Here is a 21,849-nt window from a genome sequence, read left to right on the forward strand (position 1 = left end):
CACACCTGGGGCCGATCAGGCGTCGATCAGGTTCCGCAGCACGTACTGCATGATGCCGCCGTTGCGGTAGTAGTTCGCCTCGCCGGGGGTGTCGATCCGGACGATCGCGTCGAACTCCACACCGGTGTCGGTGCTGACCTTGACGGTCCGGGGCGTGGTGCCCTCGTTCAGGGCGGTGATCCCGGAGATCGCGAACGTCTCCTCGCCGGTCAGTCCCAGGGTCTCTGCGGACTCCCCGTCGGGGTACTGCAGCGGGATCACACCCATGCCGATCAGGTTGGAGCGGTGGATCCGCTCATACGACTCCGCGATGACCGCCTTGGCCCCCAGCAGTGAGGTGCCCTTGGCTGCCCAGTCACGCGACGAGCCCGAGCCGTACTCCTTGCCCGCCAGCACGACCAGCGGGATTCCGGCGGCCTGGTAGTTCACCGAGGCGTCGTACACGGTGGTCACCGGGCCGTCAGGCTGGGTGAAGTCGCGGGTGAACCCGCCCTCGGTGCCGGGCGCGATCTGGTTGCGCAGCCGGATGTTCGCGAAGGTGCCGCGGATCATCACCTCGTGGTTGCCGCGACGTGAGCCGTAGGAGTTGAAGTCCCGCGGCTCGACCCCGTGCTCGGTGAGGTACTTGCCGGCGGGCGAGTCCCTCTTGATGGCACCCGCAGGGCTGATGTGGTCGGTGGTCACCGAGTCACCCAGCTTGAGCAGCACCCGCGCACCGGCGATGTCGGTGACCGGCTCGGGCTCCTGCGGCATGCCGTCGAAGTACGGGGCACGACGGACGTAGGTGGACTGCTCGTCCCAGGCGAAGGTGTCACCCTCGGGGGTCGGCAGTGACTGCCACAGCTCGTCCCCGGCGAACACATCGGAGTAGCCGTCACCGAACATCTCCGAGGAGATCGCCTCGGCGATCACCCCTTCGATCTCGGCCAGCGACGGCCACAGGTCCTTGAGGTAGACCGGGTTGCCCTCGGTGTCGGTGCCCAGCGGGTCCTTGAACAGGTCCACGGTCATCGACCCGGCCAGCGCGTAGGCGACCACCAGCGGCGGCGAGGCCAGGTAGTTCATCTTCACGTCCGGGTTGATCCGGCCCTCGAAGTTCCGGTTGCCCGACAGCACCGAGGTGACCGCCAGATCGTGCTCCTGGATCGCCGCGGAGACCTCGGGGATCAGCGGGCCGGAGTTGCCGATGCAGGTGGTGCAGCCGTAGCCGACCAGGTTGAAGCCCAGCTTGTCCAGGTACGGCGTCAGGCCGGCACGGTCGTAGTAGTCCGAGACCACCTTCGAGCCCGGTGCCAGCGTGGTCTTCACCCACGGCTTGCGAGTCAGACCCTTCTCGACCGCCTTCTTGGCCAGCAGCGCGGCGCCGATCATCACGCTCGGGTTCGAGGTGTTGGTGCAGGAGGTGATCGCAGCGATGGTCACCGCCCCGTTCTCCAGGTCGAAGCTGCTGCCGTCAGCCAGGGTGACCGGCACCTTCGCGGACGGGTTGGACGTGTACGACGGCAGCTCGCCGGCGAATGCGGCCGCGGCGTTCGTCACCTCGACCCGGTCCTGGGGGCGCTTGGGGCCGGCGATGGACGGCACCACGGTGCTCAGGTCCAGTTCCAGCCGCTCCGAGTACCGGGGCTCGGCGGCCGGGTCGTGCCAGAGACCCTGCTCCTTGGCGTAGGCCTCCACCAGCGCCAGCTGCTCCTCGGACCGACCGGTGAGGCGCAGGTAGGTGAGCGTCTCCTCGTCGATCGGGAAGACCGCGATCGTGGAGCCGAACTCGGGGCTCATGTTGCCGATCGTGGCCCGGTTGGCCAGCGGCAGCACAGAGACACCGGGACCGTAGAACTCGACGAACTTGCCGACCACACCGTGCTTGCGGAGCATCTCGGTGATGGTGAGCACCAGGTCGGTGGCCGTGGAGCCCTCGGGCAGGTCACCGTTGAGCTTGAAGCCCACCACCCGCGGGATCAGCATGGAGACCGGCTGACCGAGCATCGCCGCCTCGGCCTCGATGCCACCCACACCCCAGCCGACGACGCCGATGCCGTTGACCATCGTGGTGTGTGAGTCGGTGCCCACGCAGGTGTCCGGGTAGGCCACCACGGTGCCGTCGGCGCTCTCCCGGGTGAACACGGTGCGCGCCAGGTGCTCGATGTTGACCTGGTGCACGATGCCGGTGCCCGGGGGCACCACCTTGAAGTCGTCGAAGGCGCCCTGACCCCAGCGCAGGAACTGGTAGCGCTCCCGGTTGCGGCCGTACTCGATCTCGACATTGCGCTCGAACGCGTTGGCGGTGCCGAAGACGTCGGCGATCACGGAGTGGTCGATGACCATCTCGGCCGGGGCCAACGGGTTGATCTTCGACGGGTCGCCGCCGAGCTGGGCCATCGCCTCACGCATGGTGGCCAGATCGACCACGCAGGGCACGCCGGTGAAGTCCTGCATGATCACCCGGGCGGGGGTGAACTGGATCTCCTTGTCCGGCTGGGCCGACTCGTCCCAGGCCGCCAGGGCGCGGACGTCGTCGGCGGTGATGTCGGCGCCGTCCTCGGTGCGGAGCAGGTTCTCCAGCAGCACCTTGAGGGAGAAGGGCAGGCTGTCGACGTCACCGTCGGCCACCGCCGAGAGCCGATAGATCTCGTACGACTTCCCGTTGACGTCGAGGGTGCCCTTGGCACCGAAACTGTCCTGACTGGCCATCCGCCGCATCTCCTCAGGTGTTGGTCCGGGGTCGGGGCAGACTCCACGTCCGCTCCGGGTGCCCATCTTGCCGCCGCTCACACCCCCACCGGTAGTAAGGCGACCCTTACTGACAACGGTCGGCCGGTGAGCGACTATCTCTTGATGTCAAGATACCTGATGTCAAGACTCGGCGCCAGCCCCGATCGCAGGTGGGCAGCAAACGGCAGCAATCTCACGTCTCGCCTCAGCCCGACTCCGCTCACGAACTGGTCACTTAGAGCATCCCAAGTGACCAGGCATGGGCTACGATGGTTCCATGAGCGAGTCGATGACGATCAACCCGGCGCACCTGTCGGACGAGGACTGGGCGACACTACGCGCGTTCCTGGAGTCGGCCAAGGCGCGCGGCGAGGTCGTCGATGTCTCTGCACGGATGGAACTTTTGTCCCCTGCCGAAGTCGCCAAGCGGCTGGGGATGTCGCGAACGACCGTGCTTCGGCGGATCGCAGACGGGGACCTGAAGGCGACGAAGGTTGGCACGCATCACCGGATCCCCTTGGCCGAGTTCGAGCGGTACAGCCACGAGTTGATGCGGCGGATGGCCGAGGCCAGCACGGCGGACATCGAGGACGAGTTGTTCGGTGAGTGAGTCCGCGGTCCTGATTCTGGACGCGAACACGCTCACCTCACCGGCCACCCGGACCCTGGTGATCGCCGGCGCTCGCGCCGACGGGCTGCGTGTCATCTGGTCGGCCCATGTCGAAGCCGAGGCCGACCGGCATGCCCGCGGCTCGGCCTCGCGGGTCTCTACAGTGCGCACCGATATCTTGGGCATGGAACTGTCGCCGTCAGCCCGCAGTACCAAAGGCTTGGCGACGGTCTCGGCGGAGGACCGCCAGGTCGTGGCCGATGCCATCCGTGCCGGTGCGCGGTATCTCATCACCACCGATGTGGACGACTTCGCGTTCGAGGACCTGGCCGGGCCAGCGATGAGCGCCGTCAACCCGGACTGCTTCATGGCGCTGCGGTTCAGCGAGTTCGCGTACCGGGAGGGCGTGGGCGTGCTTGCCGAAGTTGCCAAGAACCCGCCGCGCACCTCGGCGGACGTGCACCGCATGCTGGGCCGCCGGCACCCCCCCCCTGACGGCACGGTTCGCCCACCTCTACGACTCCACACCGGTCCCGGCAGACCCCGATCAGCCGAGCGTGCTGTTACGAGGCGTCGCCTGCCTGCGCTGCGACTCTCACCTCGATGACCAGGAGGGACTGCGGGTCGGGCTGTGCGGTCGCCACCGGGGACCGTGACCCGGAGGCGCGGCCCCCAAGAGCAATCCTCGCGGGGCGCGGGCCGTGGCACACCTGATGTGCATGACACTCTCCATCCACTCCCCCGACGATCTCGTCGCGGTCATCCCGCACATGCTCGGGTTCAAGCCCGAAGAGTCCATCGTCTTCGTGCCGATGCGCTCCGACCTCCCCGTCGCCAGATCTGCTTGAGCCTGCGGGCATGGCGAGACATCTCACCCGCCCGGCCGGACGAGACCCAATTCGTACGCCGCCACCGCGGCCTGCGTGCGGTCGCGGGCTTGTACCTTGCGCAGGATCGCCGCTACGTGGGTCTTCACTGTGGCTTCGCTGACGTAGAGGCGTTCCGCGATCTCGGCGTTGGGCCTGCCGCTGGCGACTTCGCGTAGTACCGCAGTCTCGTGCTCGGTGAGGTCCCCGAGAACGGGCGAGGGCGCTGCTCGCCGCTTCGAGTAGTCGCGCACCAACCGGTCGATCAGGTCGGGCGCCAGTGCCGTCTGTCCGTCCGCAACTGCTCCCGTCCGCGGCCGCGCGGCCGCTGAGACGGTGACCCGGGTCCGCAACGGTTCAGGCCGACCAAGCCCGCGATATCAAAGTGAGCCCAAAATGAGCCTTGAGGCCGGTTTTCCGTTGTCGACCCCGAGGACCCGAGTCGCATCACCGCAGGTCAGAGCCGGTTCTCTCCAGCAGCGCGACGCATTCCACGTGGTGCGTCATCGGGAAGACACCGACGAGGCTGAGCGTGAGCGCGATCCTTTGCCGACGACTGCGTTCATCAGAGCAAACTAGCCGCTGACCTGCGGGCTTGTCGCCGATGACTCCCCGACACGTCTGTCCGTCCCTGCGACCCTCTGCGACTCAAAGCGCGCCCAAACCGCGCCCTCGAGCAATCGGGCTCCGACAGGAACAACCGACCACAAGATTCACGACGAATGCCGGATCCCAACTGTCGCGGGAACAAGCGCTGCGGACACCAGTGTGTGGACGTCGAGGTCGACGTACAACACGCAACTGCTCCCTTCGCTCAACCGGCACCGACGGCAGCGTCGAGGGAACAGTCGGCGGCGGACTAATGGTCAAGTGCTCACCGACCTGCGGGGCACGTCATCCCATCAGCGATCAGGTTCCCTCACGACCAGTGGGCGCACGATCTGAGCGTAGGAATCCGCATGTCCCAGTCGTCGAGAGTGCTGACCCACCAGCCGCCACCAGGACCGAACCTGCCAGACCATGACCGGCTCGGTAAGCCCCATTAGTCGTCCCGCGAGCCAGGTTGAATCGCAGCGCTTCCTGTAGGGCCGCATCGACCAAAATCCCTGCGCCGATGTCGGGCTTCCTGAGACCATTGGGGCCGGAGGTATCTGACCATGGCAATCAACTTCGGAGCGCTGAATCAGTCGCGCGCGGCCGATGCACTCATCGACCCGCGCGATATCTTCAACGCGCTTCCGGCCAAGCCGCCCGGCATGAACTTCCTCCGCGGTCCCCAGGACCAGGTTCTGGAGAAGTGGTTCGCACGTCGAAACCAGCGGGACGTCGTGGTCAAGCTAAACACTGGCGGCGGCAAGACCGTCGTCGGCCTCCTGATCGCCAAGAGCTCCCTGGCCGAGGGCAAGGGACCGGTCGCGTATCTCGTGCCCGACAAGTACCTGGTGGACCAGGTCATCGCCGAAGCAGGCAGGCTTGGCATCCCGGTGGCCAATGACCCGAAGGTCTTCGCCTACTCCCAAGGGTCGGCGATCCTGGTCGACACATTCCAGAAGCTCTTCAACGGCAGGTCGGTCTTCGGCGTCGGCGGCAGCGCCGGGCGATCACCCTCGGCCCGCCGCCCCCACACGGTGATCATCGATGACGCTCACGCCTGTTTGAACAAGGCCGAGCAGGCGTTCCGGCTCACCATCCCGAGCAGCCACGACGTGTACGACAAGCTGCTGGCGCTGTTCGCGCCCGCACTGGAGGATCAATCGCCGGCAGGATTCGTGGCGCTCGAAGCCAAATCCAGCAGCGGTGACCAACAGGTCCCCTACTGGTCATGGGCCGACAAGCAGCGCGACGTCCTCACGGCATTGCAGCCGTTGGCAGCTGAGGACGACTTCCAGTTCTCGTGGCCGCTTATCGCTGACTCCCTGCCCATCTCCCGCGCGGTATTCACTTCCGACGCGCTGGAGATCGAAGCGCCGTGCCTGCCCTCCGACATCGTGACCGGATTCGGCCAAGCCGAGCGGCGCATCTACCTGACGGCAACGCTCGCCGACGACGGGATCTTGGTCAGTCACCTAGGCGCCGAGCCCGCGGCGGTGAGCGATCCGATCACACCCGCGAGCGCCGGCGATATCGGAGACCGGCTGATCCTGGTGCCGCAGCAGACCCACCCGACGGCGGCCGACGATGAGATTCGGGACCTGATCGTTGGACTCGCCACCACGCGCAACGTCGTCGTCATCGTTCCCAGCCTGCGCCGCGCCGCCTACTGGCAGCCGTACGCCAAGTTTGTCCTCGACAAGGACACGCTGACCTGGGGCATCGATCAGCTGCGACAGCATCCCCGTCTCGGTTTGGTCGTGCTCCTCAACCGGTACGACGGTGTGGATCTTCCGGGCGACGCCTGCCACGTCCTCGTCGTCGACGGGCTGCCCGAAGCGATGTCGGGAACCGAGCGCATCGACCAAGCACAACTGACTGGCTCCGAGCTGCTGGTTGCGCGACAGGTGCAGCGACTCGAGCAGGGCATGGGCCGCGCGACGCGTTCCAACGACGACCACTGCGTTGTCTTCCTGCTCGGCAACCGGTTAGCAGAGCGCCTACACGGCACCGGAGCTCGCGATTGCTTCTCCCCTGCTACGCGTGCCCAGCTCGAGCTTTCCGAGCAGGTCGCCGCGCAGTTGCAGGGCACCGGCCTCGACGCACTCCAAGCGGCGGCACTCCAATGCCTCAATCGGGACCCGGACTGGTTGGCAATCAGCCGTGCCACCCTGGCGCCGCTGCGCTACGACCAGGCCAACGTCAGCGAACTGTCCGTTGCGAGCCGCGAGGCGTTCGAGCATGCGGTCGCCGGAGACTTCACCGACGCCTTGGCGGCGATGCAGGAGGCGGTCGACGCCGCCGACGGTCCCGCCGAGAAGGGCTATGTGCTGCAGCAGTACGCCGCCTACGAGCACCACCTCAATCCGGCCCGGGCACAGCAGACCCAGAAGTCGGCCAACCGCAAGAACCGCAGCGTCCTGCGCCCGATGGATGGTGTCGAGTACGAGAAGCTGTCGGCTCCGACCTTAGAACAGGGCGCCGCGGCGTCGGCCAGCTTGCAGCGGCTCTACGCCTCGGGAAACGACTTGCTGCTGGGCATCAACGCACTCTTGAGCGACCTGTCGTGGGGCGTGCGCGCGGAGGCCTTCGAGCAGGCGTGGCACGACCTGGCGGATCATCTTGGCTTCGCCGGCCAGCGGCCCGAGCGCGACACCGGGCGCGGGCCGGACAACCTGTGGGCCTTGACAAACGGCTCCTTCCACGTCATCGAAGCCAAGAACGAGGTGAAGGCCTCGCATCCGGTCTACAAGAAGCACGCCGAGCAACTCTCCAACGCGATGGACTGGTTCCGCCAGACGTACGGCACCAAGACCATCGCCACGCCGGTGATGGTCCACGCGCGAGCGATGTTCGACAAGAAGGCCGCTGTCCCGACCGGGTGTCGCGTCGTCACCAAGGAGAAGTTGGAGGCGCTCCGCGACGCAATACACGCCTATGCGACCGCCCTTGCCGACGCGGACACGTTCCGAGACGCGGCGGGCCTCGGGCGGCTGCTCGCCTCACTCGGGCTCACCGCCACCGACTTCACCGACCGATTCACCGCTCCAGCTCTTCGTGACACCTGACCTCCGACCGGAATGCTTCCTGAAGACGCCGCCGCCAGGTTGCATCCGTGACTCCTCGCCGCCCGCTGACATCATGGGTTCGTGATCACAGACGACTTCGGGAGCCGGCGCTTCCAGCGCGCCCTGAAGTTGACCGGCGCCAACCTGCTCGACGAGCCGAACCAGCACGGGGCGTTCTTCTCCCACGCTGTGATCGCCCGTGGTGGCCAAGGGACGGTCTTCCTGGGCACCGGCGACGATCTGGCACAGTCGCGCGTCTGCGTGATCAAGACCTTCGCCGACTCCGAGCAGGACGCGCTTGACCGCGCGGGGCGGAGCGTCCGCATTCAGCTGCGGTTGCTGGACAAGGCTACTGACTACCCAGCCGCGTTATTTCCGCGTGACGAGCAGATCCGCCCTGGCCCGTGGGTGCCGGACATACTCGCGTGGGATCTGGAGTCTGCGGCGCCATGGGTCGCGCAGGACTTTCGCGGTCCGAACCTTCGCCGAGCGCTCGCCAACGGTGTCGGCGATCGCAGCGGTCGTAGCGACCGGGATCAACGCACGGACGCCGATGTCCGCACCTGGCTGCTCTCCCAGATCGTCGACGCCGTCGAGTTTGCTCACATGCACGACGTGATCCACCGTGATCTTAAGCCGGACAACATTCTCGTCGAGCGGGTCAAGGCCAGTCACCTCATGGTCGAGAGCGTCGCCCTATGCGACTTCGACTTGTCGAAGAGTCGGGACCACACCACGCTGACGCAGACCGGCGCCATCATGGGCACTCCCGGCTACTCGGCGCCCGAACAGCTCTGGGGTAACGCGCGCGACGTGACCACGGCGGCCGACGTCTACGCCGTGGCGATGGTGGCCGTTCACCTGTTCACGGGCCTGGAGCCATGGGATGCAATGGTCGGACCGGACCTGATGCATCTGCGACTCGACCCGTCTGCAGCGGGACAGCTCGGCAGCAAGCGCGAATGGGTCGAGAGCGCCTTGTCGTTCAACCCATCTGACCGGCCGCCGCTGAGGGCCCTTCATCGGAAGCTCCACGGGCCGGAAGCCGACCGGTAGCCGCTCACCGCACTCGACCTACCTGGTCAGTCGTCGAACCCGATCAACTCCCACTTGAGGTCGTCCCACGTGCCTTCGCGGACGACTCGGGAGGCGGACTCGGTCAGCTCCAGGGCAACCTGAGCGCAGAGGAACTGCGTGATGCCCATGATCGTTAGCCGGACCTGACTCCAGTCGCGCGCCTGCTCTTTGATGTCGACGAAGCGAGGTCGACCAGGCATGTCCGCCACGTGGGAGAGCGTGTTGCGCCGCTCGGCGAACTGGGAGAAGTGCTGGCCGATCAGGCGTCCCATGTGCTCGGGCAGGATCCGGCGGACTTCGATGACCAACTGGGTGATCGCCTGCTGGCCGTTCGCGGCTTCGGGCTGCATTCCTTCAGCGAGACCGGTGCCGCGCCAGAAGGTAGAGGTGCCGACCATCTCGGGCCACGGCGAAGGAACCTCGTTCAGATGCAGGACGTGTTCGACCAAGCCCTCGTACGCGGCGCGCACGTTGTCGTCGGCTGGCAGCTTGGCTGGCGCGACAGGCAGGTTTTGGTCGACCGCGCCGATGACCATGCCGAGCGTCCAACCGACAACCACTGGCTTCCATTGGCTCGGCAGCTCGGGCGGAGCTGACGGGACCTCTGCAAGTGCGCGCGCCGTGACTGATGTCCGCAGTTCGTCGCCGAAGTCGTAGCTCGAGCTGCTGCCTCGAAGCGCGGCGAGCACCCAGCTCGCGAGTACTGCGTGTTCTTCACCGACGGCGACGAGATCGTCCGGTCCAGCAGCGACTTTCAGGTTGCCCTTCCATGTCGCCTCATATCGGTCTGCGGCCTCTTCAAGCCAGGAGAGTTCCCAGCTGACTTCAGCCAGGCGCTCTTCGAGCGCTTCGGCGCAGCTGGCGTCACCCGCCAGCTTGCGATACAGCTCGGCGAAGACGAGCGGCGATAGTTCGCAGCTCAGTCCCACAGCGCGTGCTCCAACTGGATGTCCAAAGGCACGAGCGGTTCTGCACCGCCGGTGAACCCCAAGGCCTCCGCGGGGACCGGCAGGCGGGCAAGGTTGTCCTTGCGCATGCCAGGGATGAAGTCCCCGGTCAGCAGTACCTGCCGTAGTCCGTATCCGGTCTGGCCATTGAGGTAGTGCGCAACAGCTGGGCCAAGCGCCGGATCGCGCAGTCGCAGGACGAAAAGATTGCGGTCGACCGCTGTCTCCCCGGTCGCGACCACCGCATGGGGCCGGGCCCCCACGGCAGCAACGAACAGGTCACCGGGATAGGCGATGACGGGAGGCCGTGGCTCGAGGGGGACCCAACGGCGCACCGGTTTGCCGCCCAGGACCGCGATGTCCGTCACTGCAAGAAGGCCGGGCTCGGGCGCCTCCCGATAGTCCTCTCGCGGGACTGCCCTCCCCCGCGTGATCTCGCCGCAGAGGTCACCGAGTGGGATGCCTAGGTCGAGCACATCGGGGTTGGGAGTCGCCAGCGCAATCGACCAGTCGCCGGCCGTCAGGTCGGCGGTCCGCCACCACGTGCCGCCCGCTTCCTCTTCCTCGCGATGCGTGCCGCGCTCGATCGCGAGGAGCCGTTCGTCGGTCACGCCGGCCTTGGCCAGTGGCGGTACGGGGATCTCTAGATCAAGCAACGCGGCCTTGGTGGTGGAGCGTCCAGCAGATCCGACCGCGAGGTGCGCGCGAAATTGTCGCCCCGTTCGGCTCGTCAGTACTGCCCAGATCCACAGCGACAGTCCGCCGTGGGGCCGCAGCGCAAGGAACGTCGACGACACCAGCGAGCCGACGTGTTCCGGTCGCAGCAGAAGCAGCGGCAAGTCCGGGTTCATTGGCACGAGGAGATCCCCAGCCCGGAGGCTCCGCTCTTGGCTGCCCACCTGAAAGGCGGCGCCCCGGTACTTGCGGCTGCGCTTGCGAACACCGCCGCCAACGGGATCAAGGCTCGCTGGGGTGATCACGGGGACGTCGTGCTCGACCCAACCGTCGGGGAGGAGGGATCGCGCCAGGTCGCGTAGCGGCAGCGGGTGGCGATGGCGTCCCGGCCACTGCAATGCCTCCGCTGTCAGCGCTGCCGGATCCCAGATTGGTCGCTCCCTGAGCGAAACGACGGTCGTGCTGATCACGGTCGCGGCCCGTCGATGTGCGCCAGCGCGGCTTCCAGCGCCGCCCCGCCAGGGGCAAGCTGCGACTCCCAGTCCTCCCCGAGTTGTGCGACAAAGGTGTCCGTCGAGGGCGCGTCATCGATCACCATGAGAACCGACCGAATGCCTGTCCCAGCGACTGCACCAGACGGAAGGCCGAGAATCGCGGCGATCCGGAACCGTGACGCGAGGAAACGGCGGTACTGCTCCCCGGTGGATCTGAACGTGACTCCGACGGGCATGTGCAGGACCGCCCTGCCGCCGCTACCGAGCAAGCGGAGGATGCGATCCAGCACGATGAGGTCACCGTCGCGTGTGCTCGAGCCGTCGAGGAGTTCGTGATGCTCCGGAACCCTCAGTCCGAACGGTGGCGCAGAGACGACACACGTGGACAACGGAAGATCGGCCGACAGGGCGTCCGCCGCGACGATCTCGACCGGCACGGGTGCCGCGTTCCCAATGGCGCGTGCGACCTCGGCGGTGCGCACGTTGATGTCGTACCCGAGAACGGTGTTGAGCCCGGTGCGATGCTCCTGCGCGTAATCGATGGCTTCCCAAAGGAACGAGCCCGCGCCGCAGAAGGGATCGAGTAGGTCCCACGTGAGGCGCGGCCCAGCCAGCTGGGCAACCGCCTGCGCGACGACCTTGGGGCTGGTGTAGATCCCCGCCTCTTTGCTCCGGCGTTCGAAGTCGACGATGGATCTCCGGCTTGCCTGCCAGAGCACTTCGTTCGTGATCGGAAGGCGGGCGCCGGTCGCGGTTCGCAGGCCGCCATGAGTGAGCTGGGCATCGGCCCAGACGTAGTCCACCACCGGCGCCCCACGGTCACGCGCACGAAAAGCGGTCTTCCACAGATCCTCGCTGATCAAGGAACTGGCGAGATCCACGTCGGTGATCTCGCCCTCGCCGCCGTTCGGTGGCGGGATGGGGCCATCAACTCGCTCCAGCCGCTGGATGCCGGGGTCGGCTCGGAACCACTCCGTGTCGTTGACGACGACGTAGTGGTCCACGGTGCCGAGCAGGTCCCGGGCCCGTGCGAGCGCCGGAAGTCCCGCCTCGGGCTGGACTGCGGCGTACTGCTTCTTCGTCTCGACGACGGCCCAGGGCACAAGCGTGCCGCCGGCGTCTGCGGCCCAGGCGACGACGTCGGGGCTCCAGCTTGCCTTGGCGTCGGGGATGCGTGGCTCGAGCTGAACGAACTCATAGCCAGCCCGGACCAAGGTGTCGCGGATCGATTGGGCACTCATGATCAGCTAGCGTCCTCGTCTGCGACGCCGGTGGCGAACACGGCGGCCTGCTCCAGAACCAGCTCGATCGCCTTCTCTTCCAGGTCCGGCGGGTAGTCGTACTTGGCAAGCAGGCGACGTACGCGCGTTCGCATCGTCGCCCTGACGGACTCCTTGAGGTTCCAATCGATGGTGGCGCTGGCTCGAATCGAATCGACGAGCTCGTGAGCCATCTTCTTGAGGACGTCGTCGCCCATCTGAAGCACTGCGGCATCGTTCTGGACGATGGCGTCGTAGAAAGCCGCCTCAGCTACGGTGAGTCCGAGTAGCTCGTGGCGCTGTGCCTGGTCGCGCATCTCCTTCGCGAGCTTGACCAGCTCGGCGATGATCTCAGCCGTGGTCAGGCTGCGGTTCGTGTAGCGGTTGATGGCCTCTTCGAGTAGCTCGGAGAACTTGCGTGCCTGCACGACGTTGGTCCGCTGCACTGTCCTGATCTGGTCGCCCAGCAGGCGGCGAAGCAGCCCCATCTGCAGGTTTGGCTTGTCCCGATCAGCCAGCGAATCGAGGAACTCGTCGCTGAGGATCGACAGCTCCGGGGTGTCGATGCCGGCCAGCTTGTAGATGTCGACAACCTCGTCGGCGGCGACCGCCTCGTTGACCAACTGCCCGATGGCGGTGTCGATCTCCACTCCCCCAGCGCCGCCGCGGCCCGAGTTGGGGTTCTGGATCTTGATGATGGCAGCCCGTACATCGGCGAACAGGCGGGCATCGTTGCGGATGGCCGCCGCTTCGTCGCGCGAACCGGCCAGGGCGTAAGCCTTGGCGAGCGCGAGCACCTGGTCGAGGAAGCGCTTGGTGCGATCCGGGTCGGCCATCACGAAGTCGAGCACCTTGGCGTGCTCGGCCAGGCGCTGACCGGCGGGCAGGTCGGGGCTGGAGTCGAATTCGCAGCCGTGCAGCAGGCCCCGAATGATGTCGTGCTTCTCGAGCATGGCGGCGACGATCTCTTCGATCAGCACGCCAGCCTGGTCGCGGTCGCTCGGCGAGTACTCGACCAGTGCCTTCTGGAGATTCGAGAAGACGCCGATGTAGTCGACGATGAGGCCACCGGGCTTGTCGCGGAAGGTGCGGTTAACCCGGGCGATGGCCTGCATGAGTCCCGCGCCCTGCATGGTCTTGTCGACGTACATGGTGTGCATCGACGGCGCGTCGAAGCCGGTGAGCCACATGTCTCGAACGATGACCAGCTCAAGGGAGTCGTCGGGATCCTTGGCGCGGGCCTTGAGGTCCTTGCGGACATCCTTGGAGTGCAGGTGCGGCTGGAACTCTGGCGGGTCCGCGGCCGAGCCGGTCATGACGACCTTGATCTTGCCCTGCGCCGGATCGTCGCTGTGCCAGTCGGGACGGAGCTTGACGATCTTCTCGTAGAGCCTGACCGCGATGCGGCGGCTCATGGTGACGATCATGGCCTTGCCGAGCATTGCCTCGCGGCGCTTTTCCCAGTGCTCGACAATGTCGGCCGCGACAAGGTCGAGCCGCTCCTCAGCGCCGACGATGGCCTCGATGCGGGCCCAACGAGTCTTGGCCTTCTCGCCTTCGTCCTGCTCGACGGTCTCGGTGATTTCGTCGGCCAACTCGTCGAGCGCGTCGTAGTCATCGTTCGACAGTCCGACTTTCACCAGACGGGACTCGTAGAAGATCTTGACGGTGGCGCCGTCCTCGACCGCGCGCGTCAGGTCGTACACGTCGATGTAGTCGCCGAACACGGCGCGGGTCGACTTGTCGTTGGACTCGATGGGCGTGCCGGTGAAGCCGAGGAAGGTTGCGCCGGGCAGCGCGTCGCGCATGTGCTTGGCGAGCCCCGCCTTGAGGCGGCCTTCCTTGTCCAGCGACTCGACGAAGCCGTACTGCGAGCGATGCGCTTCGTCGGCGACGACCACCACGTTGCGGCGATCGGTCAGCACCGGGTTGCTGTCCAGTCCTTCCTCAGGCCGGAACTTCTGCAAGGTCGTGAAGATGATGCCGCCACTGACTCGGCGGAGTAGCACACGCAGGTCGGCAATGGAGTCTGCCTGGACCGGCCGCTCGGGAAGGATCTGCGCCAGGGCGAAGACTTCGGCGAAAAGCTGGTCGTCCAAGTCGTTTCGGTCGGTCAGGAACACGAGCGTCGGGTTGTTCATCCGGGCGTCGCGCATGATCTTGGCGGCGTACAGCAGCATCTCGATGCTCTTGCCACTGCCTTGGGTATGCCACACAACGCCACCGCGCCGGTCGCCGTTCGGGCCGGCAGCCTCGACAGTCGACTCGACTGCCGCGTTGACGGCCCAGTACTGGTGGTACTTGGCTACCCGCTTGATGAGGCCGACCGACTCTTCGCTGAACACGATGAAGTTCTTAACGATGTCCAGGAAGCGCGTCTTGTCGAAGACGCCCTTGAGGAGGACTTCGAGGGCGGGCTTGCCCGAGACGACCTCACGGCCGTCGATGGTCTTCCACGGTGCGTAGTGTTCGAAGCCGCCGGAGAAGGAGCTCATGGCCGCGCTGGTTCCGTCGGAGATGACGGTGACGGCGTTCGGCGTGAAGACCGATGGAATGTCGGTGCGGTAGGTCTGGATCTGGTTCCAGGCGCTCTTGAGCGTGGCGTGCTCGGCGGCAGGGTTCTTCAGCTCGAGGAGGCTGAGCGGGATGCCGTTGACGAAGACCAAGACGTCCGGGCGGCGGTTCTTCTTCTCGACGATGGTGAACTGGTTGACTGCCAGCCAGTCGTTCTTGTCCGGGTCGTCGAAGTCGATGAGTCGAATCTGCACAGTTCGGACTGAGCCGCTGGCGTCGCGATGTTCGACCGGAACGCCATGGATAAGGAGCTTGTGGACGCGGGCGTTCTCGGCCACGGCGTTCTGCGACTCAGCGCGCTCCAGCCGCTTGACCGCCTCATCGACGAGATCCGGGTGCCCCGGGTTGAGCCGCTGCACGGCTTCCCGAAGTCGGTCGTAGAGGTAGACCTGCTGGAAGGACGCGCGCTCAGGACGCTCCCCGTCCGCGGCGATGTTTGGGCCGAACTCGGTCGAATAGCCAAGCACGCGCAGGTAGTCCAGAGCCGCTTCTTCGATGACGGATTCGTTGAAGGCATTCATGCGATCGCCTCCTCTGCTGCCTGCGATGCGTACGGGACTTGAACGAGGCCGGACAGAAGAGCGGGCAGGAGTGTGTCGCGTAGCCGGGTGAGTCGGAGTGTCTCCTGCTCGGCGACGAGAAGGCGATCCCACAGGGGACGAAGGCTCTTGTCCAGTTGCTCGACGGCTTCAACGCTCGGAATCTCTACCTCGGTTGTCTCCAGGTGGCCACGCTGGATGTGTCCCATGGTGGTCGCCTTGTCCTTCGCAACTGACTGGAAGATGTGGATGACGGCGTCCAGTCGGTCGAAGACGAGCCAAGCTGGGAAGCCCTTAGGGACGACCTTGAAGATGTGCTGGTTGATGATCGCCTCGTCAAGGACCCACCGGTACACACCCAGCGAACCAGACCACGACATGAGGATGTCGCCGGCACGAGCCGTCTTCTCGTCGGGGACCTCAATGTCGTTGTAGACCGTTGAGCTTCCGGGACCTGAGTTGAGGTCGGCGATGCGGATGACCATCCGCCCCGACCCGGTTGCCCCCTTGGTGTAGGCGCCGCCATTCACGAACTGCGCCAACCGGGCGACGGGGACGGATCTGCGATCCTCATCGAGGGCGGCAGACACTCGGGCTCGGATCAGGTCAGGTATCAACTCCAGCAGTCGACCATTGGACGCAATCTTGTCGTCCAACGCACCGAGCACTCGCGCAATTCCTGCTCGGTGTGCGGCCGGCGGGAGAGGGACAGGAACGTCTCGAAGGTCGGCGAGGTTCAGGGTTGTCTGGACAGTCGTGTTGACGCGCTCGGCAATCAAGCCCGTCGAAGCCGAAAGCTTCATTGCCCAAGCGACCCACTGTGCACCAACGTCTGGTCGGACCCGAGCTACCGCGACAGCTCGAGCCACGTTCCAACCCGCGAGTTCCGATCCAGCGACGGCTGTCTCCCCAACGGTGCCCACAAGCGTGACAAGAAGTTCACCACCGACTAACCGCGACCGCTCGTAGGCGGCCTCCACGGACGGTGCCACGCGGAGGGGGTCGATGGTGCTGACCACACCATTGCGGACGTCTCGAACCCTCACAATCGGCACGCCATCGTTCGTGGCGTTGCCTGGCTGGACGATGCCATAAGTCAGGTCACGTCTGGAAAGGAGGAGATCCTCAAGCCGCTCAGTTGGCCACTCTGTTTGTACCGTCATTCGAGACCACTAATCCCGCGGCGAATGGCGTCCTCAAGCTCGCGTCCTCGATCGAACTCTGCGAACAGCTCCGTGGCGAGTCGCTCAATCTTGTCGTTGAGCGGCTCCGCGTCAACTTCGGCCTCTTCAACCCCGACATAGCGACCAGGGGTTAAAACAAAGTCGTTGCCCCTGATGTCGTCGACACGCGCCGATGCCGCGAAGCCGGGAACGTCGACGAAGTCACCATCGCGGTTTCTCCAAGAGTGGTAGGTGCCCGCGATCCTCTCGATGTCCTCATCCGTCAGCACGCGCAAGCGTCGATTCTCCATATGGCCGAGACGGCGAGCGTCGATGAATAGCACCTCACCCTCGCGCCTGCGGTGGCCGTTGCCGGCGCGGTCCTTCGAAAGGAACCACAGACTGACCGGAATCCCAGTATTGAAGAAGAGCTTCTCGGGCATTGCGACGATGCAGTCAACGAGCTCGCTCTCGACCAGCTTTCGACGGATCTCTCCCTCACCGCCACTCTTCGAGCTGAGCGACCCGTTGGCGAGAACGAATCCCGCAGTCCCCTTCGGGCTCAAGTGGTGAACGAAGTGCTGGACCCACGCGAAGTTGGCGTTGCCAGCCGGCGGCGTCCCGTACTTCCATCGAGCGTCGTCCTGCAGCTTCGCGTCCCACCAGTTAGAGACGTTGAACGGCGGGTTGGCTATGACGAAGTCAGCACGCAGATCCGGGTGAAGGTCCTGCGTGAAGGAGTCGGCAGACCGGTCACCAAGATCAGCCTCAATGCCCCGGAGGGCGAGGTTCATTTTGGCGAGCTTCCAGGTGGTGTCGGTGAACTCCTGTCCGTAGACGGAGATGTCGGAGCGCTTGCCGCCGTGAGCCTTCACGAACTCAGCTGACTGGACGAACATGCCGCCCGATCCGCAGGCCGGGTCGTAGACACGACCGTGGAAGGGCTCAAGCATCTCGACCAGCGTCTTGACGACCGACCGCGGCGTATAGAAGGCACCAGCGTCCTTCCCGGTCTCCTTACCGGCGAACTGGCCGAGGAAGTACTCGTAGACGCGCCCGAGGACGTCGTCCGAGCCGTGGTCGTCTGACTCGGTGAACCCGATCGATCCGATGAGGTCGACGAGCTGCCCAAGGCGGCCCTTGTCGAGGCCTTCGCGTCCGTAGTTGCGCGGCAGGACGCCCTTGATCGAGGGGTTCTCCTTCTCGATCAGGTCCATGGCGGTGTCGATGACCTGCCCGATCTCGGGCAGCTTTGCCTTCGCCTGGATCGATGCCCAGCGTGCGTCGGTGGGCACCCAGAAGACGTTGTGGGAGCGGTACTCGTCGCGGTCCTCGAGGAAGGTCTGGCGGCGGGCTTCGTTCGGGATGTAGTCCGGCGAGTCCGGATCGGCAAGTGCAGTCTCGATGTCCTGACGGCGTGCCTCGAACCTGTCGGAGATGTACTTGAGGAAGACCAGGCCGAGCACGACGTGCTTGTACTCCGACGGCTCCTGGTTGCCGCGGAGGGCGTCAGCCGCATCCCACAGCCGCTGCTCGAGCGACTTGGGCTGGGCCTTCTTGGCCTGGCGTGCCACAGTGGTGGCCTCCTGAACTTGCTCGATCTTGATTGGGAAAAGCCAAGCAGAATGACACAGGTCTTCATCTGCCGCAACTCTGACCCTAGCGATCCCCTCCGACGAAGTTGGTCGAGACCAACGAATCAAGACGTCAACCGTCGGGATGCAGGTGGCTGACCACTAGCGCGACGGGCGTCCACGACGAGGGGATCGCGTGTCGCCCGCAAGGACTGTCGGTACCTCCGGACATGATTGGAGATGTCCGAAGGAGTCCAGATGCCCGAGAGCCGTTTCAAGTACCTGTACGAGCGCTTGGGTGACGACGATTTCCAGCTCCTCGTAAACGCGCTCCTGACCGAGCGCTACACCGACTTCTACCCACTCCCGCTCCGCCAAGCAGATGGTGGCCGCGACGGCATCCGTCGCTCCGGCAAAGACCTCCTGATCTACCAGGTGAAGTGGTCCGTCAACGGGCGGGACAAGAAGCCGGTTGAGGCCCTCAAGGCAGCCGTAGTCGCTGAGGAGGCGAACATCCGACGGCTGGTTTCAGAGGGGGCGAAGCAGTACTTCCTGGTCACCAACGTGCCGAGTACGGGCAAGACCGGCTCCGGAGCGTTTGACCAGCTCGACAACGAACTGGCCACGCTGAGCGCCAACTACGGCATCGAGATGCAGTGCATCTGGCGGGAGAGCGTCGACGCCATGGTCGACTCTGCTCCGACCGAAACGAAGTGGGCGTATGCCGACATGCTCGCGGGTTGGGATCTCATCCGCTACCTCATCGACGAGCACTACGAGTCCAAGCGCGACAAAGGTCTGCGCGACCTCGTGCGCAAGGTAGCCGCGACGCAGTGGGGCGATGATGAGCGGGTCAAGTTCAGCCAAGTCGACATCGACCGCGAGCCCGTCGCCGAGCTATATGTCGATGTCACCGCGGATCGCCTCCGTGCGCCACGAGGCGTAGCTGAGCGGATTACCCGTGGCAGCAGGCCGGCTCGCCCTGCGCCTCGGCCTTCGATTGCGCCAGCGCCCGACGTCCAAGGTCAAGCACGACTCGGAGGCACGGCCTCTTATCTGCTCAAGGAGGGCCTGCCGTTCACCCTCGTACGGGGCGCACCCGGCCAGGGGAAGTCCACGCTCAGCCAGTTCATCTGTCAGGCGCACCGAGCGGCCTTCATGCCAGGCACCACCCAAGCGTCCGGGCTTCTTGCGACCGACAAGCCCCGCTTTCCCGTGCGCTTCGATCTCAGTGACTACGCGATGTGGATTCGGGGCATCGACGTCTTCGACCCGACGGCTGAGCGCCACAAGAAGCCCCGGGGCAAGACCCGTCCGGCGGCGCAGAGCACGATCGAGTGCTTCCTGGCGGAGCTCATGAGCCACGCAAGCGGGCGTGGCAACGTGACCGCCGTCGAAGTGCAGGCACTCTTCGACCGAGTGCCGTCGCTCGTCGTCATGGACGGCCTCGACGAGGTAGGTAGCGCCAAGGAGCGCGAGCGCGTCGTCAAGGCCATCGACACGTTCTGTGGCCGCGGCAACGCCTATGCCGTGCCGCCACGAGTCGTGGTCACCACTCGGCCAAGTGCCGACGAACTTCCCGAGCCCTCGGCTGAACTCTTCGAGGTGCTCGTCCTCAACCAGCTTGACCGGGATCAGCGCCGGGAGTACCTCCGCAAGTGGTGTGTCATCCGGGACATCCACGGTCGGGATGGTCGCCTGCTACGCAACACCTTCGATGAGAAGACGCGTGAGCCGTACATCGGGGAGCTGGCGGGCAACCCGATGCAACTCACGATCCTCATCGAGTTGCTCAACAAGCGCCGGCTCGCGACCCCGTCTCAGCGGACACAACTCTACGACGGCTACATGGAACTCCTGTTGGATCGGGAGTCGAACAAGTACCCCGAGTCGGTGCGCAAGTACCGAAGCGAACTCGAGGAGATCATTCCGTTCCTCGGCTGGTACCTACAGTCGCGGAGCGAGCAGCACAGCCTCAGCGGTCGGATGCAGGCCGAGGAGCTGGGCGCTGCCATGCGCCAGTTCCAGCGCACCTACCGGCGACCGGAGTTCATCGTCGACGAGTTGTTCAGGGCAGCCACCGACCGTCTCTGGGCACTCACCAGCAAAGAGCAAGGCATCTACGAGTTCGAGGTCGTGTCGCTCCGGGAGTACTTCGCTGCCCGGTTCCTCTACCAGTTCGCGGGTGAAGGTGACCGCAACTTCGACCGGACGACCGTCTTCCGAGAGCTCCTCCAGCGCGCCTACTGGTTGAACACCGCACGCTTCTACGCGGGCAACGCACCGCCAAGCGGGGTCTTCGAACTATCCGGCGCTATCCGTGAGCTACTCGCCGCCAAGCCTGCGCGGAACGCGTACATCGCGAGCTGGACGCTTCTCACTGATGGGGTGTTCGCAAGTCGGCCAGCTGAGGCGGCATTGGTGCTGGACGAGCTTTGTAGCGATACAGGCGTCCCGATGTTGCTCGCCGCACTCGACCGGAAGGAGATCCTCCCGCTCCCGGAGTTGCCGTCGGATCGCTCGACGAACCCAACCTGGACGCGTCTGACGACGGCGATCGCCGCGAGCCTTGGTGACCCCAACAATCGGCAACGCGTACGAGCTCTGCGCGAGCTCCTCTCGGAGCGGGGGGCCTTCGCGCAGTGGTGGTCGGAGCGAGTCACGGCCGCCGTCGGCAAGAGTGACGAGCGCGCGTGGCTTGAGGTTGCCGCCGAGTGTGAAGCCGCCGAGGGCCGGACGCTTCCTCTCGACGGCGTCGACCTCGATGGCGGCGGTGCAGAAGCCCTGCTCAACACCGGCCTGGTGCCGCCCCCGGGAGGCACGCTGGAGAAGCTGCTCCTGCAACGGGTCCTCGACGGCGAGTGCCCCGAGGTCAACTCGATTCGCTCGATGCCTGCTCAGGTGGCCGTCGCCCTCGCGCCGGACGCGTTCCACACGACGTCCAAGACAGGCTTCAACGGGCAGAGCCCGTACATGACGCAACGACGTCAGGACGCCGTTCGAGCCTTGCGACGAACCAACACTCCCATCGCCTCGGCCGCAGCCAGGCGCACATTCAAGTCGGGCGAGCGGGGCAGTACGTTCCCGTGGTCAAACACGGCGACGGCGCTCTTTGATGCGATGGGCCGGTGCTGGCTGGCATCGGAGATCGCAATCCTCGGTGCCGCCTCTGGCCATCAGTCTGGGCACACCACCAAGTGTGGGCCGACGGCCTTTGGGGCGAAGAGCCACCCCGCCGTACTGCTCGCTCAAATTCGCCAGCACTTCAACGACGAACGGTGGTGGCGAGCGCAACGCTCGATGTGCACCGACGAGCTGGCCTTGGCCGAGTGGACGTTCGCGCTGTGGGCGAAGGGCTCTCCCGACGTGATCGCGGCGCTCTTCGCTGACTGGGAGTCGACCATTGCGAACCTGCCCGTGGCACGACAGCAGGTAATCCAAGACCGGGCCGCTCGGCTCAACGCCTGGGGGCGGCTCTCGAACTTCGAGACCGATGTCGCTCCAGCGACGGAAATCGGCGCACAACTACTGGCGGCGCGGGTTCCGAGGCAGCAGCACCCCTCGTCCCCGCCGAACCAGCATGCTCGTGCCAGTCGCGGCGCGTCGGCCAGTCAGGAGCGGACGACCTCCTTGTCGCAGATCGCCCGCTCGGAGAAGTGGTTCCAAGTCGACCAGATCCCCAGTTACCGGTAACGCGAAC

The 21,849-nt window shown here is 65.5% G+C and carries 14 protein-coding genes; 6 read left to right on the forward strand and 8 right to left on the reverse strand.

The window, feature by feature from the left end:
- Positions 1-15 precede the first annotated feature (15 nt).
- On the reverse strand, positions 16-2,691 hold the full coding sequence (gene acnA, locus JKG67_RS02035; protein WP_203335571.1) for an aconitate hydratase AcnA: 2,676 nt from the start codon (positions 2,689-2,691) through the stop codon (positions 16-18).
- 298 nt (positions 2,692-2,989) lie between these two features.
- Here acnA and JKG67_RS02040 point away from each other — a divergent pair, with 298 nt between their 5' ends.
- From JKG67_RS02040 to JKG67_RS02050, 3 genes are all read left to right on the forward strand, one after another.
- Positions 2,990-3,322: a helix-turn-helix domain-containing protein gene (locus JKG67_RS02040; protein WP_203335572.1), complete on the forward strand. Its 333-nt coding sequence runs from the start codon at positions 2,990-2,992 to the stop codon at positions 3,320-3,322.
- Entirely contained in the window at positions 3,315-3,929 is a 615-nt protein-coding gene (locus tag JKG67_RS02045; protein ID WP_203335573.1) for a hypothetical protein, read from the forward strand. Before JKG67_RS02040 ends, JKG67_RS02045 begins: the two co-directional genes overlap by 8 nt.
- Positions 3,930-4,041: 112 nt before the next feature.
- Positions 4,042-4,170, forward strand: a complete 129-nt coding sequence (locus JKG67_RS02050; RefSeq protein WP_203335574.1) for a DUF4192 family protein — start codon at positions 4,042-4,044, stop codon at positions 4,168-4,170.
- 23 nt (positions 4,171-4,193) lie between these two features.
- Here JKG67_RS02050 and JKG67_RS02055 read toward each other — a convergent pair whose 3' ends face one another.
- Positions 4,194-4,541, reverse strand: coding sequence for a response regulator transcription factor (locus tag JKG67_RS02055; RefSeq protein WP_203335575.1), 348 nt, complete (start codon positions 4,539-4,541; stop codon positions 4,194-4,196).
- A gap of 804 nt (positions 4,542-5,345) precedes the next feature.
- On the opposite strand from JKG67_RS02055, the gene JKG67_RS02060 reads away from it, so the two are divergent.
- The gene (locus tag JKG67_RS02060) at positions 5,346-7,847 is read left to right on the forward strand and encodes a DEAD/DEAH box helicase (protein WP_203335576.1); all 2,502 of its coding nucleotides are present in this window, start codon (positions 5,346-5,348) and stop codon (positions 7,845-7,847) included.
- Between the two features lie 81 nt (positions 7,848-7,928).
- Positions 7,929-8,903, forward strand: coding sequence for a serine/threonine protein kinase (locus JKG67_RS02065; protein ID WP_203335577.1), 975 nt, complete (start codon positions 7,929-7,931; stop codon positions 8,901-8,903).
- Between the two features lie 26 nt (positions 8,904-8,929).
- Here the strand turns inward: JKG67_RS02065 and JKG67_RS02070 are convergent, their stop codons facing one another.
- Genes JKG67_RS02070 through JKG67_RS02095 form a run of 6 tightly spaced genes read right to left on the reverse strand, consistent with a single transcriptional unit; the run spans position 8,930 to position 18,149 of the window.
- Positions 8,930-9,853: a hypothetical protein gene (locus JKG67_RS02070; protein ID WP_203335578.1), complete on the reverse strand. Its 924-nt coding sequence runs from the start codon at positions 9,851-9,853 to the stop codon at positions 8,930-8,932.
- Positions 9,844-11,016, reverse strand: a complete 1,173-nt coding sequence (locus tag JKG67_RS02075) for a hypothetical protein (protein WP_203335579.1) — start codon at positions 11,014-11,016, stop codon at positions 9,844-9,846. Before JKG67_RS02075 ends, JKG67_RS02070 begins: the two co-directional genes overlap by 10 nt.
- A complete protein-coding gene (locus JKG67_RS02080) occupies positions 11,013-12,281 on the reverse strand; it encodes an HsdM family class I SAM-dependent methyltransferase (protein WP_203335580.1) in 1,269 nt (422 codons plus the stop codon). The genes JKG67_RS02075 and JKG67_RS02080 overlap by 4 nt, the downstream gene beginning before the upstream one ends.
- Before the next feature lie 2 nt (positions 12,282-12,283).
- On the reverse strand, positions 12,284-15,394 hold the full coding sequence (locus JKG67_RS02085; RefSeq protein ID WP_203335581.1) for a type I restriction endonuclease subunit R: 3,111 nt from the start codon (positions 15,392-15,394) through the stop codon (positions 12,284-12,286).
- Complete coding sequence (locus JKG67_RS02090) at positions 15,391-16,575, reverse strand: restriction endonuclease subunit S domain-containing protein (RefSeq protein WP_203335582.1); 1,185 nt, start codon at positions 16,573-16,575, stop codon at positions 15,391-15,393. The genes JKG67_RS02085 and JKG67_RS02090 overlap by 4 nt, the downstream gene beginning before the upstream one ends.
- Complete coding sequence (locus JKG67_RS02095; protein ID WP_203335583.1) at positions 16,572-18,149, reverse strand: class I SAM-dependent DNA methyltransferase; 1,578 nt, start codon at positions 18,147-18,149, stop codon at positions 16,572-16,574. Before JKG67_RS02095 ends, JKG67_RS02090 begins: the two co-directional genes overlap by 4 nt.
- A gap of 258 nt (positions 18,150-18,407) precedes the next feature.
- Here JKG67_RS02095 and JKG67_RS02100 point away from each other — a divergent pair, with 258 nt between their 5' ends.
- Positions 18,408-21,842, forward strand: a complete 3,435-nt coding sequence (locus tag JKG67_RS02100; protein WP_203335584.1) for an NACHT domain-containing protein — start codon at positions 18,408-18,410, stop codon at positions 21,840-21,842.
- Positions 21,843-21,849 lie beyond the last annotated feature (7 nt).

The organism is Nocardioides limicola (assembly GCF_016827675.1).
In the GTDB taxonomy this organism is placed as follows: domain Bacteria; phylum Actinomycetota; class Actinomycetes; order Propionibacteriales; family Nocardioidaceae; genus Nocardioides; species Nocardioides limicola.

Bases quoted from the DNA above. Each gene is read 5' to 3' on its own strand.
- JKG67_RS02100 (WP_203335584.1), top strand. From the start codon at position 18,408: ATGCCCGAGAGCCGTTTCAAGTACCTGTACGAGCGCTTGGGTGACGAC.
- JKG67_RS02040 (WP_203335572.1), top strand. From the start codon at position 2,990: ATGAGCGAGTCGATGACGATCAACCCGGCGCACCTGTCGGACGAGGAC.
- JKG67_RS02080 (WP_203335580.1), bottom strand. From the start codon at position 12,281: ATGAGTGCCCAATCGATCCGCGACACCTTGGTCCGGGCTGGCTATGAG.
- JKG67_RS02090 (WP_203335582.1), bottom strand. From the start codon at position 16,575: ATGACGGTACAAACAGAGTGGCCAACTGAGCGGCTTGAGGATCTCCTC.
- JKG67_RS02060 (WP_203335576.1), top strand. From the start codon at position 5,346: ATGGCAATCAACTTCGGAGCGCTGAATCAGTCGCGCGCGGCCGATGCA.
- acnA (WP_203335571.1), bottom strand. From the start codon at position 2,691: ATGGCCAGTCAGGACAGTTTCGGTGCCAAGGGCACCCTCGACGTCAAC.
- JKG67_RS02050 (WP_203335574.1), top strand. From the start codon at position 4,042: ATGACACTCTCCATCCACTCCCCCGACGATCTCGTCGCGGTCATCCCG.
- JKG67_RS02085 (WP_203335581.1), bottom strand. From the start codon at position 15,394: ATGAATGCCTTCAACGAATCCGTCATCGAAGAAGCGGCTCTGGACTAC.